At 58.8% G+C, this 21,886-nt stretch carries 18 protein-coding genes; 2 read left to right on the forward strand and 16 right to left on the reverse strand.

Features of this window, described 5'->3' with window-relative positions; all coding sequences use genetic code 11:
* Positions 1 to 436 precede the first annotated feature (436 nt).
* A complete protein-coding gene (locus tag C7123_RS05915; RefSeq protein ID WP_037982327.1) occupies positions 437 to 766 on the forward strand; it encodes a DUF4870 domain-containing protein in 330 nt (109 codons plus the stop codon).
* A gap of 141 nt (positions 767 to 907) precedes the next feature.
* Here C7123_RS05915 and C7123_RS05920 read toward each other — a convergent pair whose 3' ends face one another.
* Genes C7123_RS05920 through C7123_RS05930 form a run of 3 tightly spaced genes read right to left on the reverse strand, consistent with a single transcriptional unit; the run spans position 908 to position 3,538 of the window.
* Positions 908 to 1,789, reverse strand: a complete 882-nt coding sequence (locus tag C7123_RS05920) for a carbon-nitrogen hydrolase (protein WP_069176126.1) — start codon at positions 1,787 to 1,789, stop codon at positions 908 to 910.
* 14 nt (positions 1,790 to 1,803) lie between these two features.
* Positions 1,804 to 2,940, reverse strand: coding sequence for an agmatine deiminase family protein (locus C7123_RS05925; RefSeq protein WP_069176127.1), 1,137 nt, complete (start codon positions 2,938 to 2,940; stop codon positions 1,804 to 1,806).
* The gene (locus tag C7123_RS05930) at positions 2,900 to 3,538 is read right to left on the reverse strand and encodes an epoxyqueuosine reductase QueH (RefSeq protein ID WP_069176128.1); all 639 of its coding nucleotides are present in this window, start codon (positions 3,536 to 3,538) and stop codon (positions 2,900 to 2,902) included. The genes C7123_RS05925 and C7123_RS05930 overlap by 41 nt, the downstream gene beginning before the upstream one ends.
* 59 nt (positions 3,539 to 3,597) lie before the next feature.
* Between C7123_RS05930 and C7123_RS05935 the strand changes: the two genes are divergently transcribed.
* Positions 3,598 to 4,239: a hypothetical protein gene (locus C7123_RS05935; protein WP_069176129.1), complete on the forward strand. Its 642-nt coding sequence runs from the start codon at positions 3,598 to 3,600 to the stop codon at positions 4,237 to 4,239.
* Position 4,240: 1 nt separating this feature from the next.
* On the opposite strand, the gene C7123_RS05940 is transcribed toward C7123_RS05935, so the two are convergent.
* From C7123_RS05940 to C7123_RS06000, 13 genes are all read right to left on the reverse strand, one after another.
* Positions 4,241 to 5,536, reverse strand: a complete 1,296-nt coding sequence (locus C7123_RS05940; protein ID WP_069176130.1) for an ABC transporter permease — start codon at positions 5,534 to 5,536, stop codon at positions 4,241 to 4,243.
* 194 nt (positions 5,537 to 5,730) lie between these two features.
* Positions 5,731 to 6,093: a four helix bundle protein gene (locus C7123_RS05945; protein ID WP_037983394.1), complete on the reverse strand. Its 363-nt coding sequence runs from the start codon at positions 6,091 to 6,093 to the stop codon at positions 5,731 to 5,733.
* 83 nt (positions 6,094 to 6,176) lie between these two features.
* Positions 6,177 to 7,088: an ABC transporter ATP-binding protein gene (locus C7123_RS05950; protein ID WP_069176131.1), complete on the reverse strand. Its 912-nt coding sequence runs from the start codon at positions 7,086 to 7,088 to the stop codon at positions 6,177 to 6,179.
* 192 nt (positions 7,089 to 7,280) lie between these two features.
* Complete coding sequence (locus tag C7123_RS05955; protein ID WP_069176132.1) at positions 7,281 to 7,961, reverse strand: WG repeat-containing protein; 681 nt, start codon at positions 7,959 to 7,961, stop codon at positions 7,281 to 7,283.
* A gap of 5 nt (positions 7,962 to 7,966) precedes the next feature.
* The gene (dnaG, locus tag C7123_RS05960; RefSeq protein WP_069176133.1) at positions 7,967 to 10,063 is read right to left on the reverse strand and encodes a DNA primase; all 2,097 of its coding nucleotides are present in this window, start codon (positions 10,061 to 10,063) and stop codon (positions 7,967 to 7,969) included.
* Positions 10,064 to 10,106: 43 nt separating this feature from the next.
* Positions 10,107 to 12,596, reverse strand: coding sequence for an excinuclease ABC subunit UvrA (locus C7123_RS05965; protein WP_069176134.1), 2,490 nt, complete (start codon positions 12,594 to 12,596; stop codon positions 10,107 to 10,109).
* A 321-nt stretch (positions 12,597 to 12,917) separates the two neighbouring features.
* A complete protein-coding gene (gene rsgA / locus C7123_RS05970; protein WP_069176135.1) occupies positions 12,918 to 13,859 on the reverse strand; it encodes a ribosome small subunit-dependent GTPase A in 942 nt (313 codons plus the stop codon).
* A gap of 17 nt (positions 13,860 to 13,876) precedes the next feature.
* Positions 13,877 to 14,443 (reverse strand): ribosome recycling factor, encoded by a 567-nt coding sequence (frr, locus tag C7123_RS05975; protein ID WP_037986613.1) that lies wholly within the window; start codon positions 14,441 to 14,443, stop codon positions 13,877 to 13,879.
* A 23-nt stretch (positions 14,444 to 14,466) separates the two neighbouring features.
* Positions 14,467 to 15,174, reverse strand: a complete 708-nt coding sequence (gene pyrH / locus C7123_RS05980) for a UMP kinase (protein ID WP_037983411.1) — start codon at positions 15,172 to 15,174, stop codon at positions 14,467 to 14,469.
* Between the two features lie 407 nt (positions 15,175 to 15,581).
* Positions 15,582 to 16,457 carry a YitT family protein gene (locus C7123_RS05985; protein ID WP_037986611.1) on the reverse strand — a complete coding sequence of 292 codons (876 nt, stop codon included), beginning with the start codon at positions 16,455 to 16,457 and terminating at the stop codon, positions 15,582 to 15,584.
* Positions 16,454 to 19,294, reverse strand: coding sequence for a leucine--tRNA ligase (leuS, locus tag C7123_RS05990; protein ID WP_069176136.1), 2,841 nt, complete (start codon positions 19,292 to 19,294; stop codon positions 16,454 to 16,456). The genes C7123_RS05985 and leuS overlap by 4 nt, the downstream gene beginning before the upstream one ends.
* A 169-nt stretch (positions 19,295 to 19,463) precedes the next feature.
* The gene (locus C7123_RS05995) at positions 19,464 to 20,810 is read right to left on the reverse strand and encodes a TrpB-like pyridoxal phosphate-dependent enzyme (RefSeq protein WP_037986609.1); all 1,347 of its coding nucleotides are present in this window, start codon (positions 20,808 to 20,810) and stop codon (positions 19,464 to 19,466) included.
* Positions 20,811 to 20,971: 161 nt separating this feature from the next.
* Positions 20,972 to 21,736, reverse strand: coding sequence for a DUF6261 family protein (locus C7123_RS06000; RefSeq protein ID WP_069176137.1), 765 nt, complete (start codon positions 21,734 to 21,736; stop codon positions 20,972 to 20,974).
* Positions 21,737 to 21,886: the final 150 nt, after the last annotated feature.

A 21,886-nucleotide genomic window follows, 5' to 3' on the forward strand; every position in this document is an offset into this window, starting at 1 on the left:
TTTTCGGCTTTTATTCGGTCGTTTCGCTGCCCGCGTGGCTCGTTTGGGTCCGAAATATGGTCGTGCCATGTCTCGCGACCCCATCCTGCGGAAGAGCAGAGATCCTTCCGAATGGCGCCCATCAAGAAAAGCCTCGAAAGATTTCGATGTCCTTCTGCGGCTTCCCCTTTAATCTATCCTAAACAGCCATTCATTGGATGGCAAAGGTAGGACAATTTGTAAGGGACGAATTTGCATTCTGCACCTTACAAAAATGCAGATTGTAAAAAGACAAGAATCGTGCGTAACTCATTTTCTTCTATCTATTTGCCTCCTTTGATGTTTAAGAAAGGGTTTTATCTTTGCCGCCGTCCCCGTGCTAAATTCCATGAGGGAAATCATGGCCGAGGGATGATTGAAGTCATTCTTTTTTATCCACTTAAAAAATCGATAAAGTATGGAAGAAGTAAATGTTACGCCCGATCCGAACGATGTGCAGAGTAACAAAGTGATGGCCATCCTGGCCTATTTCGGAATTTTGTTTCTGATCCCTCTCTTGGCTGCAAAAGAGTCGGCTTATGCACGCTATCACACCAACCAAGGGCTTATTTTGTTCCTGTTTGTATTCGTGTGCGGTATCTTGGGAGTCATTCCGAAGATTGGCTGGCTTATCACCACCGTCGGATACCTTGCTGGATTCGTATTTTTCATCATCGGTGTCATCAACGCAGCTGGTGGGAAGATGAAACCCCTGCCGCTGATTGGCAACTTCACGCTGATCAAGTAAGCAGCCATCCTGCGAAATTCGTCTGACGGATTTCTCCACACCAATCGCCAAAACGGGCGCCTCTTTCACGTATGAAGGGGGCGCCCGATGTTTTTACAAAGGCCCACGAGTCCTTCTTTTAGATCAAAAACGGCTGTGCACTTATTCCTCGTCCAAATATCGACGCGTGAGGGGGCCAAACGCATCGATCCGACGGTCGCGTAGGAAAGGCCACCAGCGGCGCACATGTTCACTACGCTGCAAATCGACCGAAATCACACGGATAGCCTCCGCATCGGTCGGTAATTCGGTCAAGATTTCCCCCTGCGGACCTGAGGCAAAGCTGTTTCCCCAGAATTGTATGCCGGCAGTTTGCCCAGAGGGGTCTATTTCGTGCCCGACACGGTTAACCGTAATGACGGGTAGGCCGTTGGCCACAGCATGGCCACGCTGCACGGTTCGCCAAGCGTCGAGTTGACGACTTTGCTCCTCCGGCCGATCGGAACGTTCCCAGCCAATAGCCGTGGGATAGATAAGCAGATCTGCACCACGAAGGGCCATCAGTCGAGCGGCCTCCGGGTACCACTGATCCCAGCAAACCAGTACGCCAAGACGACCCACGGAGGTCGGTATGGGCCGGAAGTCGAGGTCGCCGGGCGTGAAGTAGAACTTCTCGTAGTACGCCGGATCGTCCGGGATATGCATTTTGCGGTACCGCCCTGCTATCGTTCCGTCTTTTTCGATCACGACGGCCGTATTGTGGTAAATCCCCGGTGCACGTCGCTCAAAGAGAGATAGCACGAGCACCACACCACACGCACGCGCCACCTCGCCAAAGTGCGCGGTCGAGGGTCCGGGGATCGATTCGGCCATGTCGAAGACGGCGGTGTCCTCCGTCTGACAGAAATAGAGGCCGTTGTGCAGCTCCTGAAGCACCACGAGCTCGGCACCTTCGGCGGCACACGTCCGGATAGCGTCCGTAAGGCGGGCGATGTTGTCGGCCATGTCGGCCTTGTTATGCTGTTGAATGAGTCCAATTTTCATCGTTCAAATAGGGATTAAAGAGGGGAATATTCGTCCGACTCCGCGTCATCGTCGTCGGTATAGACGTTGAGCACGCCCGCAGGATACTGCATGGTGGCGCAATGGATGGCACCGCCTTGCTGGATGAGTGGCAGGCAGTCCACACTGATGATTTCGCGGTCGGGGAAAGCTGTTTGGAGAACCTCTCGAGCCTGTTCGTCCAGCTCGTCGTTACCGTAGGCAGGCACCAGCACGGCACCGTTTAGGATGAGGAAGTTCGCATACGTGGCTGGCAGCTGATAGCCGTCCTCGTCAAAGACAGGCTCAGCCATTGGCAGCGAAATGAGGCGGTAGGGCTTCCCCTCGGCCGTGCGTAGGGCGAGGAGTTCGCGCTCCATGGCCAGTAGCTCGTCGAAATGGCTGTCGTCTGGGTCGGTGCACTGTACATAGGCGATCGTTTCCGGGTCGCAGAAACGCGCCAAGGTGTCCACGTGGCCGTCCGTGTCGTCACCTTCGAGGTATCCGTTCTCCAGAATAAGAATACGGTCAGCATCGAATATGCCCTTTATGATGCCCATGATCGTATCTTTTGACAGGCGCTCGTTGCGGTTCTTAGAAAAGATGCAGCTGGCGGTGGTAAGCACTGTGCCACATCCATCGGACTCAATGCTGCCGCCCTCCAGCACGAAGGGAGGACTAAAGACTTTGATACCGGGGGCGAAGGCCTGGCCGCTTTCCATCTCGGAGACGATCTGGTTGTCGTAGTTGGCTGGATACTTCATCCCCCAGCCGTTAAAGATGAAATTGAAGACCGCGGGTTTGTCGTTGTTTGTGACAGTGATGCCGCCATGATCGCGCGCCCAGGTGTCGTTGGTGCCCCTGACTTCACAGATGTGAATGCGATCCTGATCGAGGTCTTCGATGTAGGGATGGACGATGTCGGCACTCGGGGTGACAATCATCACGGGCTCGAAGCGGATGATTTCGCGGACAATGCGGGCGTAGCATTGTGAGATCTCGTCGAGCATAGGCTCCCAGTCGGTGCCGCTGTGCGGCCACGTGAGCTGTATGCCGCTTTGGGGCTCCCATTCGGCGGGGAGGACGACAAGCGGCAGATTCTCCTCGTCTGATTCAGGCGTTGAGTTGGCTTTCGGTTCTTTCTGATTGTTCATTGGATGAGGGGTTTTGCGACTCTGGTCGGATGCTGAACTCGCATCCGCAGTAGTTCTGGTTATAAAAGTTGTATTCCTTGATCAGTGCGTTGCGGCGATCGCTGAGGCCACCCTTGCGCCAGTTCTGCGCCCAGAAGGTGAGCCCCGGATAGCGCGCTGCAGCCGCTTCACCGGCCGCGGTGATCTGCTCGAGGCTCTTCCAACGCGACGAGGCGAGGGTGGTGGTGAAGACGGGGAAGTCGTGTTCGTGTGCGTAGCGGGCCACGGTCTCGAGCCGCACCGCGAAGCACATCTGACAGCGGGCGCCGCGCTCCGGTTCGTGCTCCAAGCCACGGACGCGCTGGCGCCAAGCCGCGTGGTCATAGTCTGCATCGGTGAAGGGGACACCGAGGCGCAGGGCGTGGCGCTGGAGCTCGGCCTTGCGTTTGGTGTACTCCTCGAGGGGGAAGATGTTCGGGTTGCAAAAGATCAGCGTCGGGTGCAGCCCGTGGGCCAGCATCCACTCCAAGATGGCGCTGGAGCAGGGTGCACAGCAGGCGTGGAGCAGCACGCGGTCGGCACCGTCGGGGACGATAAAGGGGGATTTCTTCTGTTTCATGTTCTGGGGTGGGGACGAGTTATTCCGAGCCACTTCTTAATGCGGGTGCGGCGTAAGCGATGGGTCGATGGAGGGGGTATGATAGTCGCGGCAGAATGTCTGCCGACGCCTTCATGGGGTATGATAGCCTCGGCAGAATGTCTGCCGGCATACTCATGGGGTGTGATAGCCTCGGCAGAATGTCTGCCGGCACACTCATGGGGTATGATAGTCGCGGCAGAATGTCTGCCGACGCCTTCATGGGGTATGATAGCCCCGGCAGAATGTCTGCCGGCACACTCATGGGGTATGATAGCCTCGGCAGAATGTCTGCCGGCACACTCATGGGGTATGATAGCCCCGGCGACAGTGTCGCCGGCACACTCATGGGGTATGATAGCCCCGGCGACAGTGTCGCCAGCATGCTCATGGGGTGTGGTAGCCCCGGCGACAGTGTCGCCAGCACGATCATGGGGTGTGGTAGCCCCGGCGACAGTGTCGCCAGCATACTCATGGGGTGTGGTAGCCTCGGCGACAGTGTCGCCAGCATACTCATGGGGTGTGATAGCCCCGGCGACAGTGTCGCCAGCACGCTCATGGGGTGTGATAGCCCCGGCGACAGTGTCGCCAGCATACTCATGGGGTGTGATAGCCCCGGCGACAGTGTCGCCGGCATGCTCATGGGGTGTGGTAGCCCCGGCGACAGTGTCGCCTGCGTATGATTCATCGATACCCGATCCACTTTACGATCTCCTTCAGGTTCGGTTTCTTGCCATAAAGCAGGATGCCGACGCGGTAAATGCGGCCCGAGAGCCAGACCACGCCCAGGGCTGTGGCGTAGAGCAGGGCGATGGATAGCAGGGGCTGCCAGAGGGGAATGTCGAACGGCAGGCGCATCATCATCACCACGGGCGAGGTCAGCGGGATGAGGGAGCACCAGAAGGCCAGCGGGCCGTCGGGGTTGTCGAGGCTGTAAATGCCGGCGTAGAGGGCGAAGATGAGCACCATCATCACGGGCATCATGAACTGCTGAGCGTCCTCGGGGTGATCGATCACGGAGCCAATGGCGGCGAAGAGGGAGGCGTAGAGCAAGTATCCGCCCACGAAGTAGGCCGCGAAGGAGAGCAGGAGCAACGGCAGGTTGAAGGAGCTGAGCGCCGCCATCCATTCGGCCGTCTGGGCCACGTCGGCGGGCGCTGCGGCGGTGTCGGTCGGGGTGACTGCGGCGCCGGTGAGGGCTGTGATGGCCCCGACGCCGACCAGGGTCAGCACGCCCCAGAGTAGGAGCTGGGTGAGTCCGACGAGTCCGATGCCGATGATCTTACCCGCCATCAGGTCGAAGGGCCGCACGGAGGAGACCATCAGCTCGACGATGCGGTTCGTCTTCTCTTCCGACACGCCCTGCATGACCATCGACCCGTAGAGGGTGATGAACATGTAGACGGCCAGGGTGAAGACGATGCCGATGATGTAGGCCAGTTGGGTGGAGGAGGTGCTCTCGGAGCCGTCGTCGTTCAGCTTGACGGTGCGGATCTGGTAATCCACGCGGCTGTCACGGACGATCTGCTCAAGGTTGGGGATGCCATAGGCGGCCATCTTGTCGTGCTCCATGCGCTGGCGGAGCGTCTCGTTGACTAAGCGCGAGAGGTCGGCGGGGATTTGCTGGCGGGAATAGAGCGTGGCGGCCGAGGAGTCGCGGAGCAGGTCGTCGGTGACTTCCAACGTGGCGAAGGGGTCGTCGGTCCGCGTGGTGACGAAGCGATAGCCATCGGTGTCGGTGAAGAGCGGTGCGTAGCGTCCGGTGTGGTCGATGACGGCCACGGTGCGCACGTCATCGGCTCGGAACGAGGCCAGCCAGAGTGGCACGAAGATCATACCGATCATCAGCAGGGGCGTGAGTAGCGTGAGCAGCAGGAAGGATTTCTTGCGTACGCGGAAGAGGTACTCGCGGCGGATGATCAGGGGGAGGGTAGAGGGTAGAGGATAGAGGGTAGAGGGTAGAGGGTAGAGGGTAGACATATTGAATAGGGGGTTAGAGGGTAGAGGGTGGAGAGTAGAGGGTAGAGGGTGGAGGGTAGAGGGTAGACATATTGAATAGGGGGTTAGAGGGTAGAGGGTGGAGAGTAGAGGGTAGAGGGTAGAGGGTGGAGGATAGAGGGTGGAGGATAGAGGGTGGAGGGTAGAGGGTAGAGGGTGGAGGATAGAGGGTGGAGTCAATAGTATTTGGATAGCGTTTTGATCATGCTGCTGATCATGCGTCCTACTTCTGTTGAGAGTTCGATGTGTTGTCTCAGATGTGCCTCGGTGATATATCCGACTCGATAGCAGATTTCGACTTGGGTCTCTAATTCGACGCGTGATCCTTGGGCGTATTGTAGGAAGTGCACCATTTCTTTTGGGCCTCGTGCATTCCCTTCGGCGATATTGGAGGGAATAGATACCGCAGAGCGCCTCATCTGATCTCCGATTGCGAATTTCTCTTCTCGAGGAAGAAGCAGGGTAAGGCGATAGGCATACACCGCCAGTTGCATTGCCCTTTCCCAAACGATTAATTCTCGGAAACTCTTTCCAGCCATATCCTGTGTCTGTCGTCTTGTGATCTCAAACGTAGAAGGCGCATCTCTCTACCCTCTACCCTCTACTCTCTACCCTCTACCCTCTACCCTCTACCCTCTACAGTCTTGATAAATATCTCATTCATGGAGGGCAGCACCTCGCGGAAGGCACGCAACTCACCTTGGGCGCTCAGGGAGGTGAGCAGTTCGGCGTTGCTTACGGTCGGCGACTTACGGATTCGGATCGCAGTACCGCCGCCTGAGGGCGCGGCGCTGATCAGGGTGTATCGCGTGGGGTCGGGTTGGAGGGTGATGGCGCCGACATATTCCACCTCGAAGAGGTGCTCCTTATATCGCTCCCGCACCTCGTGCACATTGCCCGAGAGCACCACCCGGGAGTGGTCGATGAGTGCGATCTCGTCGCAAACCTCCTCCACCGAGGCCATGTTGTGCGTAGAGAAAATCAGCGTCCGCCCCTCGGCCTTGAGGCGGAGCATTTCGCACTTGAGCTGCTCGGCATTGACGGGGTCGAAGCCGCTAAAGGGTTCGTCGAAGATGAGCAGTGCAGGCCGATGTACGACGGTGATGATGAACTGTACCTTCTGCTGCATGCCCTTCGAGAGCTCCTCCAAGCGCCGGTTCCACCAAGCCATGATGTCGAACCGTTCGAACCACTCCGTCAGGCTCGCCCGAGCATCGGTGGCACTCATCCCCTTGAGCCGTGCGAAATAAAGCGCCTGCTCGCCGACCTTCATTTTCTTGTACAGGCCGCGCTCCTCGGGCAGATAGCCAATGTGGCGGACGTCGTCCGGTTGCGACGGGTGTCCGTCGAAGCGAATGGAGCCACTGTCCGGGGCCGTAATACGGTTGATAATACGTATGAGCGTCGTCTTTCCGGCGCCATTAGGCCCCAATAGTCCGAAGATCTTCCCCTCCGGGACACGCAGGCTTACCCCATCGAGGGCACGATGGTTAGCGTATTGCTTGACGATGTTGTCAGCTTCTATAAAATACATGGTGTTCGTGTTGCATAATGAGGGCGGCAAAAGTACAGGCCGATCCGCCCCCTTCCAAGCCGTGCGCCCATCCCCGCCCCTGGTAAAGCCGCTACCTGTAAATGAGTGACGATGTGCCGGGTATAAGTAAGCCCCCGACCATCCCATAGAAAGCGGGGCAGCCGAGGGCTTGGGTGTGATATGGGGGGGCGGTCAGTGCTCTATATGATCATGCACAAACGGCTCCTTCACACGGCCCAGCGTGTCGATCTTTCCCCAACGGCCGGACTTTCGCACCCACACCGTACCGTCTTCATCAAAGGCCGGGGAGGCTTCCTCATATTCGCAAGGAATGACGATCTGCCCCGTCTTGTTTATGTAGCCGTATAAACCGTCAAAGTGGACGGAGTCATTGGCAAGGTCGATGCTTGTGCCGTCGTTGACCATCATTAAGCCGAAGGTGACCGCAGGATAGATCGCGACATAGGAAGGCGGCAGGACAACCTCCCCACGTTCATTGATAATCCCGGTCTGCCCACCAGAGAGATAGAACTTTCGCTCTGGATCGACGTGCCCAACCTTTACCAGATATTGATCGGCAAATCCGGCCTCTCCTTTTTCGGAGATCCAATCATAGACGAAGGGATGCACCGTATTCCCTTGCTCGTCTATAAGGCCCCACTTGCCATCGAGCACAGCAACAGCCTGCCCGTCGACAAAGACGCCATCTCCGCCGGTGTAATGGTAGGGGAGCAGATAGGTCTTACTCCCTACCTCATATTGATATTGCCCTTGCTCATTCTTGAAAATGGCCGCCTTCTTGTTCGAGCAAGAAAGAAGCGCCATGCAGCATGCGTAGAGCAGGAGGGTGTATACAAGAATGTTTTTGTTCATAGGATTTACATCTTCAAAATGATCCGGTCGCCCAACTCACGGCTGAGCGCCACTTTAATTTCGTTCAGCTGTTTTTGCTCCTTCATCAGTTCGATGGCCTCATCGAGGCGTCCCTCGGTCTGAAGCTCCTTGATGCGGCTGTTGATGGCCGATATACGTTGCAGCAGGTAGGCCCCCTTGAGTGCGAAGAGGTCATGCACAATGGCTTTTTCAAGCTCCTTGAGGCGCTTTTGGGCGATCTCTTGTCGCTCATCGTCTGTCATTCGGTTGTTGTCGTCCGGTTCCTCTTCGATCGTTCGGTAGCGGTCGTCCATGAGGTACATGGCCACGCGCGACACGCCCTCGTCGGGGTGCGAGAGGAAATGACTTTCGGCGCGGAATCCCGGTTCAGAGACGTGTGCAACGGCTTCATCCAAGATGGATTGGAAGATAGGCACGGAGAGCGAAAGCCCATCGCGCTGCAATTCGGAGAGGATATACTCCGCGATGTGGATGACGACGTGCTCGCCCGATTCCTCGTCGGTGTAGTCATAGAGCGTCTCTTCGCCATGGAGCACGACGTAGCGCATGAGCGCCTCCTCGGCCGCGCGATAAGGGGAACGCACCGTGCGGGATGTGGGTGTTGGAGTGGGACGAGGCGGTTCAGGCGTCGGCGTGGTGGGCGTCGGTGCGGGGTCAGCAGACGATTCATTGGGCGATGGCTCCGGACGGGGCTCAGCTGGTGCCGACGTAGTAGCGGACACGGGCACTGCCTGTGGCGGTGGCGCAGCGGGACGAACAAGTGGGGGCGCTGATCGACGCGTGGCACGGATCTTATTCAGCTCGGCCAGGAGTATGGCTTCTTTGATCTCCATCATCCGACTGCATTCCTGTAGGTAAACCGAGCGCTTGATGGCGTCTGGGATCAAGGCCACGGATTGCAGAATGTCCGTGATCAGCGCGGCCCGTCGGATGGGGTCGCCCTCGGCCTCGCGGAGCAGAAGCTGTGTCTTGAAGCGGATGAAGTCCGTTTCGTGGTTGTTGAGGTAGACCGACAGATCGAAGGCATTGCGCGAGCGGGCGAAAGAGTCTGGGTCTTCACCCTCGGGCAGCAGTAATACTTTCACGTTCATGCCCGCCTCGAGTAGCAGGTCGATCCCTCGAATGGCGGCTTTGATGCCCGCTGCGTCGCCGTCGTAGAGCACGGTGATGTTATTCGTCATGCGGTGGATCAGGTGGATCTGCCCCTGGGTGAGGGCGGTGCCTGACGAGGATACGGCGTTCTCGATGCCCGACTGATGCATGGATATGACGTCCGTATATCCCTCCACCAAGTAGCATTTATCGGCCTTGGCGATGGCTTGCTTGGCGAAATAGAGTCCGTAAAGCTCGTTGCTTTTGTGGTAGATCTCGCTCTCTGGCGAGTTGAGATACTTGCCCACTTTCTTGGTGGAGTCCAAAATGCGCCCGCCGAAGCCGGCCACCTTTCCGCTGATGGTATGAATGGGGAAAATCACTCGCCCTCGGAAGCGATCGGCCACCATGCCGTTTTCGTAGAAGCTGGAGAGGCCGGTCTTTTCGAGGTATTCCCGCTTGAAACCCTTGGCCATGGCGGCGCGGTAGAGTGCATCGCGCGCCTCCAGACCGTAGCCCAGCTGGAATTTGCGGATCGTCTCTTCGCGAAATCCGCGCTGCGCGAAGTAGGAGAGGCCGATGGTGCGTCCCTCTTCGTGCTCCATGAGGCAGCTGGTGAAGTATTTCTGCGCCCAATTGTTGAGGATAAACATGCTTTCGCGGTCGCTCTGGGCGCGCAGCTCGTCGTCCGTAAGCTCGCGTTCGCGGATTTCGATGTGATACTTCTTGGCCAGGTAGCGGAGGGCGTCGGGATAGCTCAGCTGCTCGTGCTTCATAATGAAGTAGACGGGCGAACCGCCCTCGCCACAGGCGAAGCATTTGCAGAGGTTCTTGGCGGGCGAGACGTAGAACGAGGGGTTCTTGTCGGCATGGAAGGGGCAAAGGCCGACGTAGTTGACGCCGCGCTTCCTCAGCGTGACAAACTCGGAGACGACATCGACAATCTGTGCCGCCTCGAGGATGCGGTCTTTCGTTGCGGAGTCGATCATAGGGGGGGAGGGCTTTGGTAGGGGCGGTTATTGCGGGTAACGGTTAGATGTATCGCCCGGTGATGCTCTCCGGATTACTGGCCACGTCATGGGGGCGGCCTGTAGCCACCATGCGTCCGCCGGCATATCCGCCGCCCGGGCCCATATCCATAACGTAGTCCGCTCGACGAATGACATCCAAGTCGTGTTCGATAACAATGACCGTTGCTCCTTGGTCAGTCAGGTGCTCAAAGACTTTCATGAGCGTTTGCACATCAAGCGGATGTAGGCCGATCGTAGGCTCGTCGAAGACAAACACTGCATCGCCCTGCCCTCGGCCCATCTCACTGGCCAACTTCAGGCGTTGCGCTTCGCCACCGGACAGTCCCGGTGTGGCTTCGCCCAGTGTGAGGTAGCCCAGACCGAGGTCGTGAAGCACTTGCAGCCGGCTGTTGATCACGGGCAAATCGTCGCAGTCGGTCAGGGCTTCATCTACGCTCATGGCCATCAGTTCGGGGAGGGAGCGACCGGCTCCTGCATGCTTCCTTGTGCGATGGACGGAGTAGGCCGCCCGGGCGTAGCGCGATCCGCGACAGTCGGGGCAAGGGATGTCGACGTCGGGCAGGAATTGCACATCGAGACTGATGCTGCCTGTGCCGTCGCATGTGGGGCAACGCAGCCGGCCTGTATTGTAGGAGAAGTCCCCGGCCTTGTATCCACCGGTTTTAGCCTCTTCGCTGCGGGCGTAGACTTTGCGCAGATCGTCGTGCACATTGCAATAGGTGGCTACTGTGGAGCGGACATTTGCGCCGATGGGTGCGGCGTCGATCAGTTGCACTCGGCGTATCCCTTCTGCCTCAACGGCTGCTACCTGCGTGGGCAGCTCTTTCCCCTCGATGGACGCCTTGAGTCCGGGGATAAGGCACTCTAAGACCAGGGTCGTCTTGCCTGATCCGGATACACCTGTCACTACGGTGAGCCGGCCTTTGGGGATGCGCACATCTAAAGGTTGCACGGTGTGGATGGCGCGGGTGACAAGGCGAATGGTGCCGAGGTCGAAGAGGGGTGGGGCTGGCGTGGGGTGGTGCGTTGGTTTGGGGGTTAGGAAGGGCCCGATGCGTGACGATGGGTTGGCGCAGAGCATCACCGCCGTGCCCTCTGCGATGATTTGCCCCCCGCCTGCGCCCGCCGCAGGCCCCAGCTCGATGAGGTGGTCGGCATGACGCAGCACTTGGGTGTCATGGTCTACGAGCACTACTGAATTGCCATCCGCCACGAGGTCGTTCATTACACCGATCAGGCCCTCGAGGTTGGACGGGTGTAGGCCGATGGAAGGTTCGTCGAGTACGTAGAGCACCCCGGTGGTTCGATTGCGTACGGCGCGCGCCAGTTGCACGCGTTGCCGTTCCCCTGTGGAGAGGGTCGCGCCGGCTCGATCGAGGGTGAGGTAAGAGAGGCCCAGCTCCATCAGTCGGCGAGCCGTGTCATAAAAGGCCTCACAAATGCGTTCAGCCATTGGTTGCATTTCTTCGGGCAAGGATGCGGGTACGCCTGCGACCCACTCTACTAACTCTCCGAGTGTCATCCGGCAGGCGTCGGCCAGTGAGATGCCTCGCAGGAGGGGTGCCCGGGCGGCGTCGCTGAGCCTTGTGCCGCCGCAGGCTGCACAGACGTCTTGCCGCAGGAACTTCTCCACGCGCTTCATGCCCTTTTCGTCCGTCACTTTGGCCAAGGCGTTCTCCACCGTATAGACGGCGTTGTAGTAGGTAAAATCCATTTCGCCGGCGACGTTGGAGGTCTTGGACTTATACAGGATGTGCTTTTTCACGGCCGGCCCATGGTAGACGATCTCGCGTTCTTTGTCTGTCAGCTCTTTGAAGGGCACGTCGGTGCGCACGCCCATTGCGCGGCAGACGTCGGTCATAAGCGAGAACATGAGTGTCTGCCACGGTGCCACGGCACCCTCGTCAATGGTGAGCGATTCGTCGGGCACGAGCGTAGATTCATCCACATGGCTTACGAGGCCCGTGCCGTCGCATGTGGGGCAGGCGCCCTGGCTGTTGAAGGCCAGTTCTTCGGCGCCGGGGGCATAGAAGTGGGCGCCGCATTCGGGGCAGATCAGCTCGCGTTCGGCGGCTACGTTGATCGAGGGCGGGAGGTAATGCCCGTTGGGGCAACGGTGGCTGGAGAGTCTCGAATACATTAGCCGCAAGCTGTTGAGCAGCTCTGTGGATGTGCCGAAGGTGGAGCGTATGCCGGGCACGGCGGGGCGTTGGTGGAGGGCCAGCGCGGCGGGGACGTATCGCACGTCGTCGACTTGTGCGCGTGCGGCCTGGGTCATCCGTCTGCGGGTGTAGGTGGAGAGTGATTCTAAGTAGCGACGCGATCCTTCGGCATAAAGTACGCCCAATGCGAGTGATGATTTGCCTGAACCTGATACGCCGGCGATGCCTACGATCTTGTTGAGTGGTATGTCCACGTCGATGTGCTTGAGGTTATGTGCGTGTGCACCTCGGATCTCGATTTGCTGGGGGGATGTCCTATGCTTATTCATATGATGGGGTGTTGTGTAAAAGTGAGGGGGACGGCGTTCGTCCGTGCGATGTGTTATTGTCTAATAGAAATGAATGGCGGGTAGAGGAAGGTGGTTTTACCCCATGCCAGGCGTTCGATCCGTCAGAATCCGTAGGGATTGAGGCCAAACAGACCTCTGTTTTGGGCCGCGCACACTGCGCGAAGCCAATCGAGTACTTGTTCGGGTCTGCGCAGGCCTCTGCCGAGGCCGGAAAGTTTGCTCGGGTTCAAAATGTATTTCGAGCGCATTTCCGATAACGCTGAAGCGGCTTGTCCGTGCCTTTCTGTGCGACGATGCATGTCAGTACGCCTCGCGATACTTGTTGCCGTCGGCGTCTTCCAAGATGTTCAGGTAGCTGCGGTAACGCGACGATGCGATGTTTCCACACTCCATCTCGCGACGTACGGCGCACCCGGGTTCATTCGTGTGGGTGCAGTTGTTGAAGCGGCAGTCGGCCGATGCGCGGAAGATTTCGGGGAAGTAGTGGGCTACCTCCGGGCCTTGCATTTCGATCGTCCCGAAGCCCTTGATGCCCGGTGTGTCGATCAGGTAACCCGAACCGTCGGCGAGGGGGAGCATTTCGGAGAAGGTCGTTGTGTGGACGCCCGTGCGGTGGTACTCCGAGATCTCTTGCGTGCGCAGATCGGCGTGTGGCAGGAGGCGGTTGATGAGCGTCGACTTGCCTGTGCCCGAATGGCCGGAGAGGAGCGTGATTCGCCCCTGCAGACGCTCGGCCAAGGCCTCGACACCCTCGCCCGTGAGCGCGCTGATGGGGAGGCAGTCATAGCCGATGGCGGTGTATAGGGCGACGTATTCGTCGAGCGTACGGCGGGCATCGGCGTCGTAGCGGTCGATCTTGTTGAACACTAACAGGGCGGGAATAGAGTAGGCCTCAGCGGTGGCCAGGAAACGGTCGATGAAGGTGAGGGTGGTGGCCGGGAAATCGATGGTGGCGACTAGTAGGGCGAGGTCGATGTTGGCGGCCAGGATGTGTGACTCTTTGGAGAGGTTCGAGGCGCGGCGGATCATGTAGTTGCGGCGCGGTGCGATGGCGGTGATGTAGGCCGTGTCCGCTTCGTTGGCGGGCACTTCGACCGTGACGCGGTCGCCGATGGCCACGGGGTTGGTGGTGCGGATGCCTTTGATGCGAAAGGCTCCCTTGATCTTACAATCGAAACACCGGCCGCCGTCGATACAAACTGTATAACGACTGCCGGTGTTTTTAATGACTAATCCGTGCATGGGGATAGGGAGGGGGTTCAGACCGTCATGATCTCCTTTTCCTTGGCGGCGTAGAGGTCGTCTACCTTCTTGACATACTTGTCGTGGATCTTCTGCGCTTCGGCCTCGGCGTCTTTACCGAGATCCTCGGGCGTACCGTCCTTGACGGCTTTCTTGATCACGTCGATCGTGTCGCGGCGGGCGTTGCGGATGCTGACCTTGGCGGCTTCGGCCTGTTGCTTGGCGTTCTTGGCCAGGCTACGGCGACGATCCTCGGTGAGCGGGGGGATGCCCAGGCGGATGGTCTCGCCATTGTTCTCGGGCGTGATGCCGACCTCGGAGGCGAGGATGGCCTTTTCGATCTCCTTCAGCAGGGATTTCTCCCACGGGGTGATGAGGATCGTCTTGGCGTCAGGGGTGGTGACGGAGGCTACGTTCGAGAGCGGCGCGAGGTCGCCGTAGTAAGTCACGCGGACGTTGTCGAGGATGCGTGCACTGGCTTTGCCGGCGCGGATGCGTGCCAGCTCGTCGTCTAAATGCTGGACGGCGGCGTTCATCTTCGCTTCGGCGTCCTTGATGATTTGTTTGGTGTCTGTTGCTGCCATATGATGAGGGGTTCTAAAGTTGTTCAGAGGGTGACGCGTGTGCCGATGTTCTCGCCGGAGAGCACGCGCTTGAGATTGCCGGGGGTATCCATGTCGAAGACGACGAGGGGGAGGTTGTTCTCCTTGCACATCGTCGTTGCGGTGAGGTCCATCACGCGGAGGTTGCGGGAGTAGATCTCGTCGAAGGTGATCTCGTCGAACTTCACGGCCGTGGGGTCTTTCTCCGGGTCGGCGGTGTATATGCCGTCCACGCGGGTGCCTTTGAGCAAGACGTCGGCACCGATCTCAATGCCGCGCAGCGCGGCGGCGGTGTCGGTGGTGAAGAAGGGATTGCCCGTGCCGCCGGCCATGAGTACGACGTGGCCGTCGCGAAGCAGTTCGGCGGCGCGTGATGGGCTGTAATACGTCCCCACCGGCTCCATACGCACAGCCGTCAGTACGTCGGCCTCTACGCCGAAAGCCTCGAGGGCTGAGCTGAGCGCAAGACTGTTGATGACGGTGGCCAGCATACCCATCTGGTCGCCCTTGACGCGGTCGAAGCCTTTGGCGGCGCCGGCGAGCCCGCGGAAGATGTTGCCTCCGCCAATGACGATGCCGATTTGTATGCCTTGATCGGAGATCTCTTTAATCTGTTTGGCGTATTCGCCGAGGCGCACCTCGTCGATGCCGTAGGCGCGGCCGCCCATGAGTGACTCGCCGCTTAGCTTGAGTAGGATTCGTTTGTAGATCATATGTATGGGGGATTTTTTCGGCGGACAAACGTACGCGTAAAAGAGAAAAAGGGGAAAGGCCCCTACCGGGGCGGGGAGGTTTGCCCGTCTTCAAGCATGTACAGCAGGGATAGGCCCGATGAGCAATCCGCAATCTGTTAAATCTTTTAAGAGATGCCCCATTGACAACAGTCAGAGGCATGCAAACTCGGGTTTTCTGGTCATTGACAACAGTCAGAGGGTAGAAAACTTGCGGATTCTGATCGTTGACAATCGTCGAAGGACAGAAAACCCGGGTTTTTCGGCCATTGTCAATGGACAACGGGTAGAAAACTCGGGTTTTCTAGTCATTGACAACAGTCAGAGGGCAGAAAACTCACCGGAGCATGCCTCTGACAGTTGTCAACGGGTACGGGGGGGCGTTTGGCCTACACCTTGATCGCGTCGAAGCCTTCGCCGTAGACGCCGCGGACGGTGCTCTGCGAGATGAAGGCCTGGCTGTCGATCATCTTAATGAGGCGGAAGATGTTTGTCCGCTCGCGGTTGCGGGCCACGAGCACGATCACCTTGATCGGCTTGTGTGAATAGCCGCCCTCGCCCTCGAGGATGGTGCAGCCGCGTTGCAGACGGTGGATGATGGCATCAGCGATCTCGTCGTATTTGCGCGAGAAGATCATGAACTGCACCGACTGTGTGTTGGCGTTCATCACGCGGTCGAGCATGTAGGAGTTGACGCCCATCTCGATGAGTCCGAGCACGATCTTATCCACGTTGGCAAAGAGGAAGTAGGAGCTGCTGACGATCAGGAAGTCGAGCAACACCATGCCCATGCCGATGGAGATGTCCTTGTACTTGTTGATGATGGCCACGATGATGTCCGTTCCGCCCGTGCTGCCGCCGGCGTAGAAGACGAGCCCCAGGCCCGAACCGCAGATCATGGCGCCGATGATGACGGACATGAAGACTTCTTGCAGCTGCATGAGCGGTTGGCCGGCGAACACAAGCTCGAAGAACCAGAACCAGAACGAGAGCGAGACGACGCCAAGGATGGTCTTGACAAGGAATTTGAGCCCGAGGATCTTGAAGGCGATGCCAAGCAGGACGACGTTGATCGCGAAATAGGAGACGGAGACGGGCAGCTTGGTGGCGAAGAAGATCAATCCGCAGATACCGCTCAGGCCGCCGGTGACGATCTCGTTGGAGAGGATGAAGGCGTTATAACCAAAGCCGTAGAGGGCGGTGCCGAGGATGATGAGGAGGTAATCCTTCACCGGGTAGTAGACTTTGAGTAGAGAATCTTTCATAGAACGATGTTGATGATTTTGTTGGGTACGATGATGATTTTCTTAGGGGTCTTGTCACCGATCCACTTCGCGGCGGCGTCGTGGCCGAGGGCGGCGCGCTCGATGGACGCACGGTCGAGGTCGGCGGGCAGCTCCAGGTTGAAACGCGTCTTGCCATTGAAGGAGACGGCGTAGCGCACGGTGGTTTCGATGAGGTATTGTTCGTTGTAGTCGGGCCATGCGGCGTCGCAGATGGTCGTGGTGTGGCCCAGCGCGTGCCACAGCTCCTCGGCGATATGCGGGGCGAAGGGCGCGAGCACAATCAGCAGCGGCTCCAGCACAGCGCGCTTGCGGCAGCGCAGTGTGGTGAGCTCGTTGAGGCAGATCATGAAGGCGCTCACGGAGGTGTTGTACGAGAAGTGTTCGATGTCGTGCGTCACCTTCTTGATCAGCTTGTGGAGCGCCTTCAGCTCGTCGGCCGTAGGCTCGTCGTCGACGACGCCCCACGCGCCGTCCGGGCCGGAGTAATAGGTGGCCCAGAGCTTCTTCAGGAAGCGGAAGACACCGTCGATGCCGTTCGTATCCCACGGCTTGGATTGCTCCAGGGGGCCGAGGAACATCTCATAGAGGCGGAGCGTGTCGGCGCCGTACTTCTCGACGATTGTGTCCGGATTGACGACGTTGTACATCGACTTCGACATCTTCTCCACCGCCCATCCGCAGATGTATCGCCCATCCTCGAGCACGAACTCAGCGTCGCGATACTCCGGGTTCCAAGCGCGGAAGGCGTCCAGATCGAGCACATCGTTGCTGACGATGTTCACATCCACGTGGATCGGCGTCACGTCATAGTCGCCCTTCAGGCCGTACGACACGAAGCGGTTCGTGCCCACGATGCGATAGACGAAGTTCGATCGGCCTTGGATCATGCCTTGGTTGATCAGTTTGCGGAAGGGCTCTTCCTCGCACGAGGTGCCGACGTCGAAGAGGAACTTGTTCCAGAAGCGGCTATAGATCAGGTGACCCGTGGCGTGCTCCGTGCCGCCGATGTAGAGGTCCACGTTGCGCCAATAGGCGTCGGCTTCGGGCGATACGAGTGCGCGGTCGTTGTGCGGATCCATGTAGCGCAGGTAGTAGGCTGACGAGCCGGCGAATCCGGGCATGGTGCAAAGCTCAAGCGGGAAGATGGTCTGGTTATCGATGCGACTGTTGTCCGTCACTTCACGCTTCGCGCTGTCCCACGCCCAATGCGTAGCGCGACCCAGCGGCGGCTCACCCGTTTCGGTCGGCAAGAACTTGTCCACCTCCGGCAGTCGCAGCGGCAGGCACTCTTCGGGCAACGGACGCGGCATACCGTCGGCGTCGTAATAGATCGGGAACGGTTCGCCCCAGTAGCGCTGGCGGCTGAAGATGGCGTCGCGCAGGCGGTAGTTCACCTTGATCCGACCCAGCCCTTCGGCTGTGATGTAGCGCTTCGTTGCGGCGATGGCTTCGGGCACATCCATGCCGTTCAGCACGAGTCCGCCCGCGCGTTCCCGGCCAACCATCGGCGAGTTGATCATGCGGCCCTCTTTGGCGTCGAAGCTCTCCTCGGAGACGTCGCAACCCTCGATCAGCGGAACGATGGGGAGGTTGAAATGGCGGGCGAAGGCATAGTCGCGACTGTCGTGCGCGGGGACGGCCATGATGGCGCCCGTGCCGTAGCCAGCCAACACGTAGTCGCTGATCCAGATCGGGATCTGTTCGCCCGTCAGCGGGTTGATGGCGTACGAGCCACTGAAGACGCCCGTCACCTTATGGTCGGCAATGCGTTCGCGCTCCGTGCGCCGCTTGACCGCTTCGAGATACGCCTCCACGTCGGCCCGTTGCGCGTCGGTTGTGAGTCGCCCGACGTACTCGCTCTCAGGCGCCAGCACCATAAAGGTGACGCCGAAGACGGTGTCTGCCCGCGTGGTGAAGATCTTCAGCGACTCCGACCCGTCGGCCAGCGGGAAGAGCATCTCGGCGCCCTCGCTACGGCCGATCCAGTTGCGTTGCGTCTCTTTGAGCGAATCGCTCCAGTCGACCGTGTCGAGCCCGTCTAAGAGGCGTTGCGCATAGGCCGACACGCGCAGACACCACTGCCGCATCACCTTCTGCTCCACCGGATAGCCTCCGCGGATCGATAGGCCTTCGCTCACCTCATCGTTAGCCAGCACGGTGCCAAGCTGCGGACACCAGTTCACCATCGTGTCGCCGAGGTAAGCCAGGCGATAATTCATCAGCGTCTGCTGACGTTCGCGTTCGCTCATCGCCTGCCATTCAGCCGCGGTGAACGACAGCTCTTCGGTGCATGCTGCGTTGACGCCCTCCGTGCCGTTAGCCTCGAAGGCTGCGATCAACTTCTCGATCGGCTGCGCATGCTGCCCGATGTGGCAATAGTAGCTGCCGAACATGCGCAGGAAGGCCCACTGCGTCCAGTGGTAATACGTTGGCTCGCAGGTGCGCACCTCGCGGCTCCAGTCGAACGAGAAGCCAATCTTATCTAACTGTTCGCGATAGCGATTGATGTTGTTCACCGTCGTCACCTCCGGGTGCTGACCCGTTTGGATGGCGTACTGCTCGGCCGGCAGACCGTAGGCGTCGTAACCCATCGGGTGGAGCACATTGAAGCCACAGAGGCGTTTGTAGCGGGCGTAGATGTCGGAGGCGATGTAGCCCAGCGGATGGCCAACGTGTAGCCCTGCACCGGAAGGGTAGGGGAACATGTCGAGCACGTAGTATTTCGGGCGTGCATTATCCTCATGCACCTCGTAGGTCTTGTCGGCGATCCAGCGTTCACGCCATTTCTTTTCGATTTCTCTGAAGGTATAGTCCATTGTGTGATAAGAGTAGTCAGGGGTAGTTATGCGCCTAACGGCGCGGTAGTCAGAAGTAGTTATGCGCCTAACGGCGCAGTAGTCAGGGGGTAGTTATGCGCCTAATGGCGCGGTAGTCAGGGGTAGTTAGAAGAATACGTACCCGGTTAGTTTGGCCAGGCCGTATCTATCAGGCGTTCAGCGATGCGTTCAGCACCTCGTCTGGAAGCACATAATTCGTCAAGTCGCCGGCCAGGTATTGATCGTAAGCCGTCATGTCGATCAGCCCGTGGCCCGAGAGGTTGAAGAGGATCGTGCGTGCCTTGCCTTCCTCCTTCGCCTCCTTCGCCTCACGGATGGTGGCGGCGATGGCGTGGGCCGACTCAGGCGCGGGGATGATGCCCTCCGTTGCGGCGAAGAGTCGGGCGGCGTCGAACGTCTCAAGCTGCGGAATGTCTACGGCGTCCATCAGCCCATCCTTCTTCAGCTGGCTGACGATGGCGCCCGCGCCGTGGTAACGCAGTCCGCCGGCGTGGATATGTGCCGGAGCGAATGTGTGGCCGAGCGTGTACATGGGGATGAGCGGCGTGTGACCCGCCTCATCGCCGAAGTCGTATTGGAAGCGACCGCGCGTCAGCTTTGGGCAAGAGGCCGGTTCGGCGGCTACGACACGCAGCGTGCGACCCTCGGTCAACTTATGCCGTAGGAAGGGGAACGACAGTCCGGAGAAGTTCGATCCGCCGCCGAAGCAGGCAATCACTACGTCCGGATATTCGCCCGCCATCTCCATCTGCTTCTCCGCCTCCAGCCCGATTACTGTCTGGTGGAGCGCCACATGGTTGAGCACACTGCCCAGCACATACTTGCAATTTGGCGTCTGCATGGCCAGCTCTACGGCCTCCGAGATAGCCGTCCCGAGGCTGCCCTGATACGTCGGGTGATCCGTCAAGATCTTCCTCCCCGCCTTCGTGCTCATGCTCGGCGAGGCGATGACTTGCGCGCCGAATGTTTGCATGATGGAGCGTCGGTAAGGCTTCTGGTTGTAGCTCACCTTGACCATGTAGACGGCCAGCTCCAGCCCGAAGGCCTGCGCAGCGTACGACATGGCGGCGCCCCATTGACCTGCGCCCGTCTCGGTGGTGATGTTCGTCACGCCCTCCTTCCGACAGAAGTAGGCCTGCGGGATGGCTGAGTTCAGCTTGTGCGACCCGACGGGGCTGACGCTCTCGTTCTTGAAGTAGATATGTGCCGGCGTGTCCAGCGCGCGCTCCAGCCCGTAGGCCCGGACGAGCGGTGTGGGGCGCCAGTTCTTGTAGAGGTCGCGCACCTCTTCGGGGATCTCGATCCATGTATCTGTCGTGTTCAGCTCTTGCTCCGCCAGGCTGCGGGCGAAGAGCGGGTAGAGGTCTTCGGCCTTCAGTGGCTCCTTTGTGCCCGGGTTCAACATCGGTTGCGGTTTGGTGGCCATGTCAGCCACGATGTTGTACCATGCTGTGGGAATATCCTGCTCCTGCAGTAAGAATTTCTTCGTCTTCATTTCTGCTTGCTGTTTATGTGTCGTTTATATACCGTTAAAATCGACTGCAAAGGAAGGGGGCAGCGGGGGAAACGAAAAACGGAAGGCGAAAAACGGCTGAGTCGGATAGAGCGGGGGGACGATGCTCCATCCCATGCCCGTCCGTATTGAGTTGTTCGTCTTTAGTTCTTCGCTTCCTCCTTCGCCTTTCGTGCGGACCGATGTTTGGCCAAGATCGTGCGCCGTGTAGCCAGCTTAGTGTGCGCATGCGAGATCTCTCCGGCGAGGCTCGCCGTGAACGCTTGATATGGCGCCTCACCATTAACCAAGATCAGCGCATTGACTGTTTCCACCAGCGTGTGATAAGCCGCATCGGTCGCCATCCGCTTCGCACGCAAGAGTCCCTTGACGCGTGCCCCCCGTGCCATGGCTCGCCGCTCGGTAGCCGCAAAATGCACCTCATTCTCCTGCTCCAACTTCTCCAGAAACGGTGTCAGACGCGCCTTTTCCAGCGCCTCCGCCCCCAGATTGCGTAGCGTGTCCGTCAAGTTTTTCATCCGCCCCGATCGACCCGTCTCCGACTTCTGCGGCATATTGCCATAAGCCTTGAAGAGGTCGGCTGCCCGTCGGGCCACTTCCGCCACCTTCTCGTCAGGAAAGGCCATCGACGCCCGCACGAAAGCCCGCATCTCGCGCCAGGTACGCACCCGCTGTCGGTCGATTTTCTTCGCCACCGCAGCCGGAGTCGGTCCGCTCGTGGCGTTCACGGCGTCATCCCATTCTTGGAAGACCGTCTTGAACGCCTGCGCCGCCTGCTTCAATCCCGGAGTGTATCCCACGGCCCCGTCACTGAGAGGCAAATCCGAAAGATGCCTTATCACGGCCCCATGAAACCCGAAATCCTCCATCATATGCAGTGACGCCACACTCAAATGCCCGATTTTCATCTCTAAATCCCTTCTCGTTACAAGGTTCTACTTCATTTTGTCGCACAAAAGTAGTGTCAAATGCTTCAGTTGATATTATATCTTGAAATAAGAAGGAAAATGAAGCCGCAGTCGGCATCTTATTTTTCCATACGCAGCAATCATGCTCCA

Origin of the sequence: Tannerella serpentiformis (genome assembly GCF_003033925.1) — a bacterium.
Classification (GTDB): Bacteria; Bacteroidota; Bacteroidia; order Bacteroidales; family Tannerellaceae; genus Tannerella; species Tannerella serpentiformis.

Bases quoted from the DNA above. Each gene is read 5' to 3' on its own strand.
- rsgA (WP_069176135.1), bottom strand. From the start codon at position 13,859: ATGCACGGATTAGTCATTAAAAACACCGGCAGTCGTTATACAGTTTGT.
- C7123_RS05995 (WP_037986609.1), bottom strand. From the start codon at position 20,810: ATGAAGACGAAGAAATTCTTACTGCAGGAGCAGGATATTCCCACAGCA.
- dnaG (WP_069176133.1), bottom strand. From the start codon at position 10,063: ATGATCGACTCCGCAACGAAAGACCGCATCCTCGAGGCGGCACAGATT.
- C7123_RS05935 (WP_069176129.1), top strand. From the start codon at position 3,598: ATGGGTCGATGGAGGGGGTATGATAGTCGCGGCAGAATGTCTGCCGAC.
- C7123_RS06000 (WP_069176137.1), bottom strand. From the start codon at position 21,736: ATGAAAATCGGGCATTTGAGTGTGGCGTCACTGCATATGATGGAGGAT.
- leuS (WP_069176136.1), bottom strand. From the start codon at position 19,294: ATGGACTATACCTTCAGAGAAATCGAAAAGAAATGGCGTGAACGCTGG.
- C7123_RS05955 (WP_069176132.1), bottom strand. From the start codon at position 7,961: ATGAACAAAAACATTCTTGTATACACCCTCCTGCTCTACGCATGCTGC.
- C7123_RS05965 (WP_069176134.1), bottom strand. From the start codon at position 12,596: ATGAATAAGCATAGGACATCCCCCCAGCAAATCGAGATCCGAGGTGCA.
- C7123_RS05915 (WP_037982327.1), top strand. From the start codon at position 437: ATGGAAGAAGTAAATGTTACGCCCGATCCGAACGATGTGCAGAGTAAC.
- C7123_RS05920 (WP_069176126.1), bottom strand. From the start codon at position 1,789: ATGAAAATTGGACTCATTCAACAGCATAACAAGGCCGACATGGCCGAC.
- C7123_RS05950 (WP_069176131.1), bottom strand. From the start codon at position 7,088: ATGTATTTTATAGAAGCTGACAACATCGTCAAGCAATACGCTAACCAT.
- C7123_RS05985 (WP_037986611.1), bottom strand. From the start codon at position 16,457: ATGAAAGATTCTCTACTCAAAGTCTACTACCCGGTGAAGGATTACCTC.
- C7123_RS05925 (WP_069176127.1), bottom strand. From the start codon at position 2,940: ATGAACAATCAGAAAGAACCGAAAGCCAACTCAACGCCTGAATCAGAC.
- frr (WP_037986613.1), bottom strand. From the start codon at position 14,443: ATGGCAGCAACAGACACCAAACAAATCATCAAGGACGCCGAAGCGAAG.
- pyrH (WP_037983411.1), bottom strand. From the start codon at position 15,174: ATGATCTACAAACGAATCCTACTCAAGCTAAGCGGCGAGTCACTCATG.
- C7123_RS05930 (WP_069176128.1), bottom strand. From the start codon at position 3,538: ATGAAACAGAAGAAATCCCCCTTTATCGTCCCCGACGGTGCCGACCGC.
- C7123_RS05945 (WP_037983394.1), bottom strand. From the start codon at position 6,093: ATGGCTGGAAAGAGTTTCCGAGAATTAATCGTTTGGGAAAGGGCAATG.
- C7123_RS05940 (WP_069176130.1), bottom strand. From the start codon at position 5,536: ATGTCTACCCTCTACCCTCTACCCTCTACCCTCTATCCTCTACCCTCT.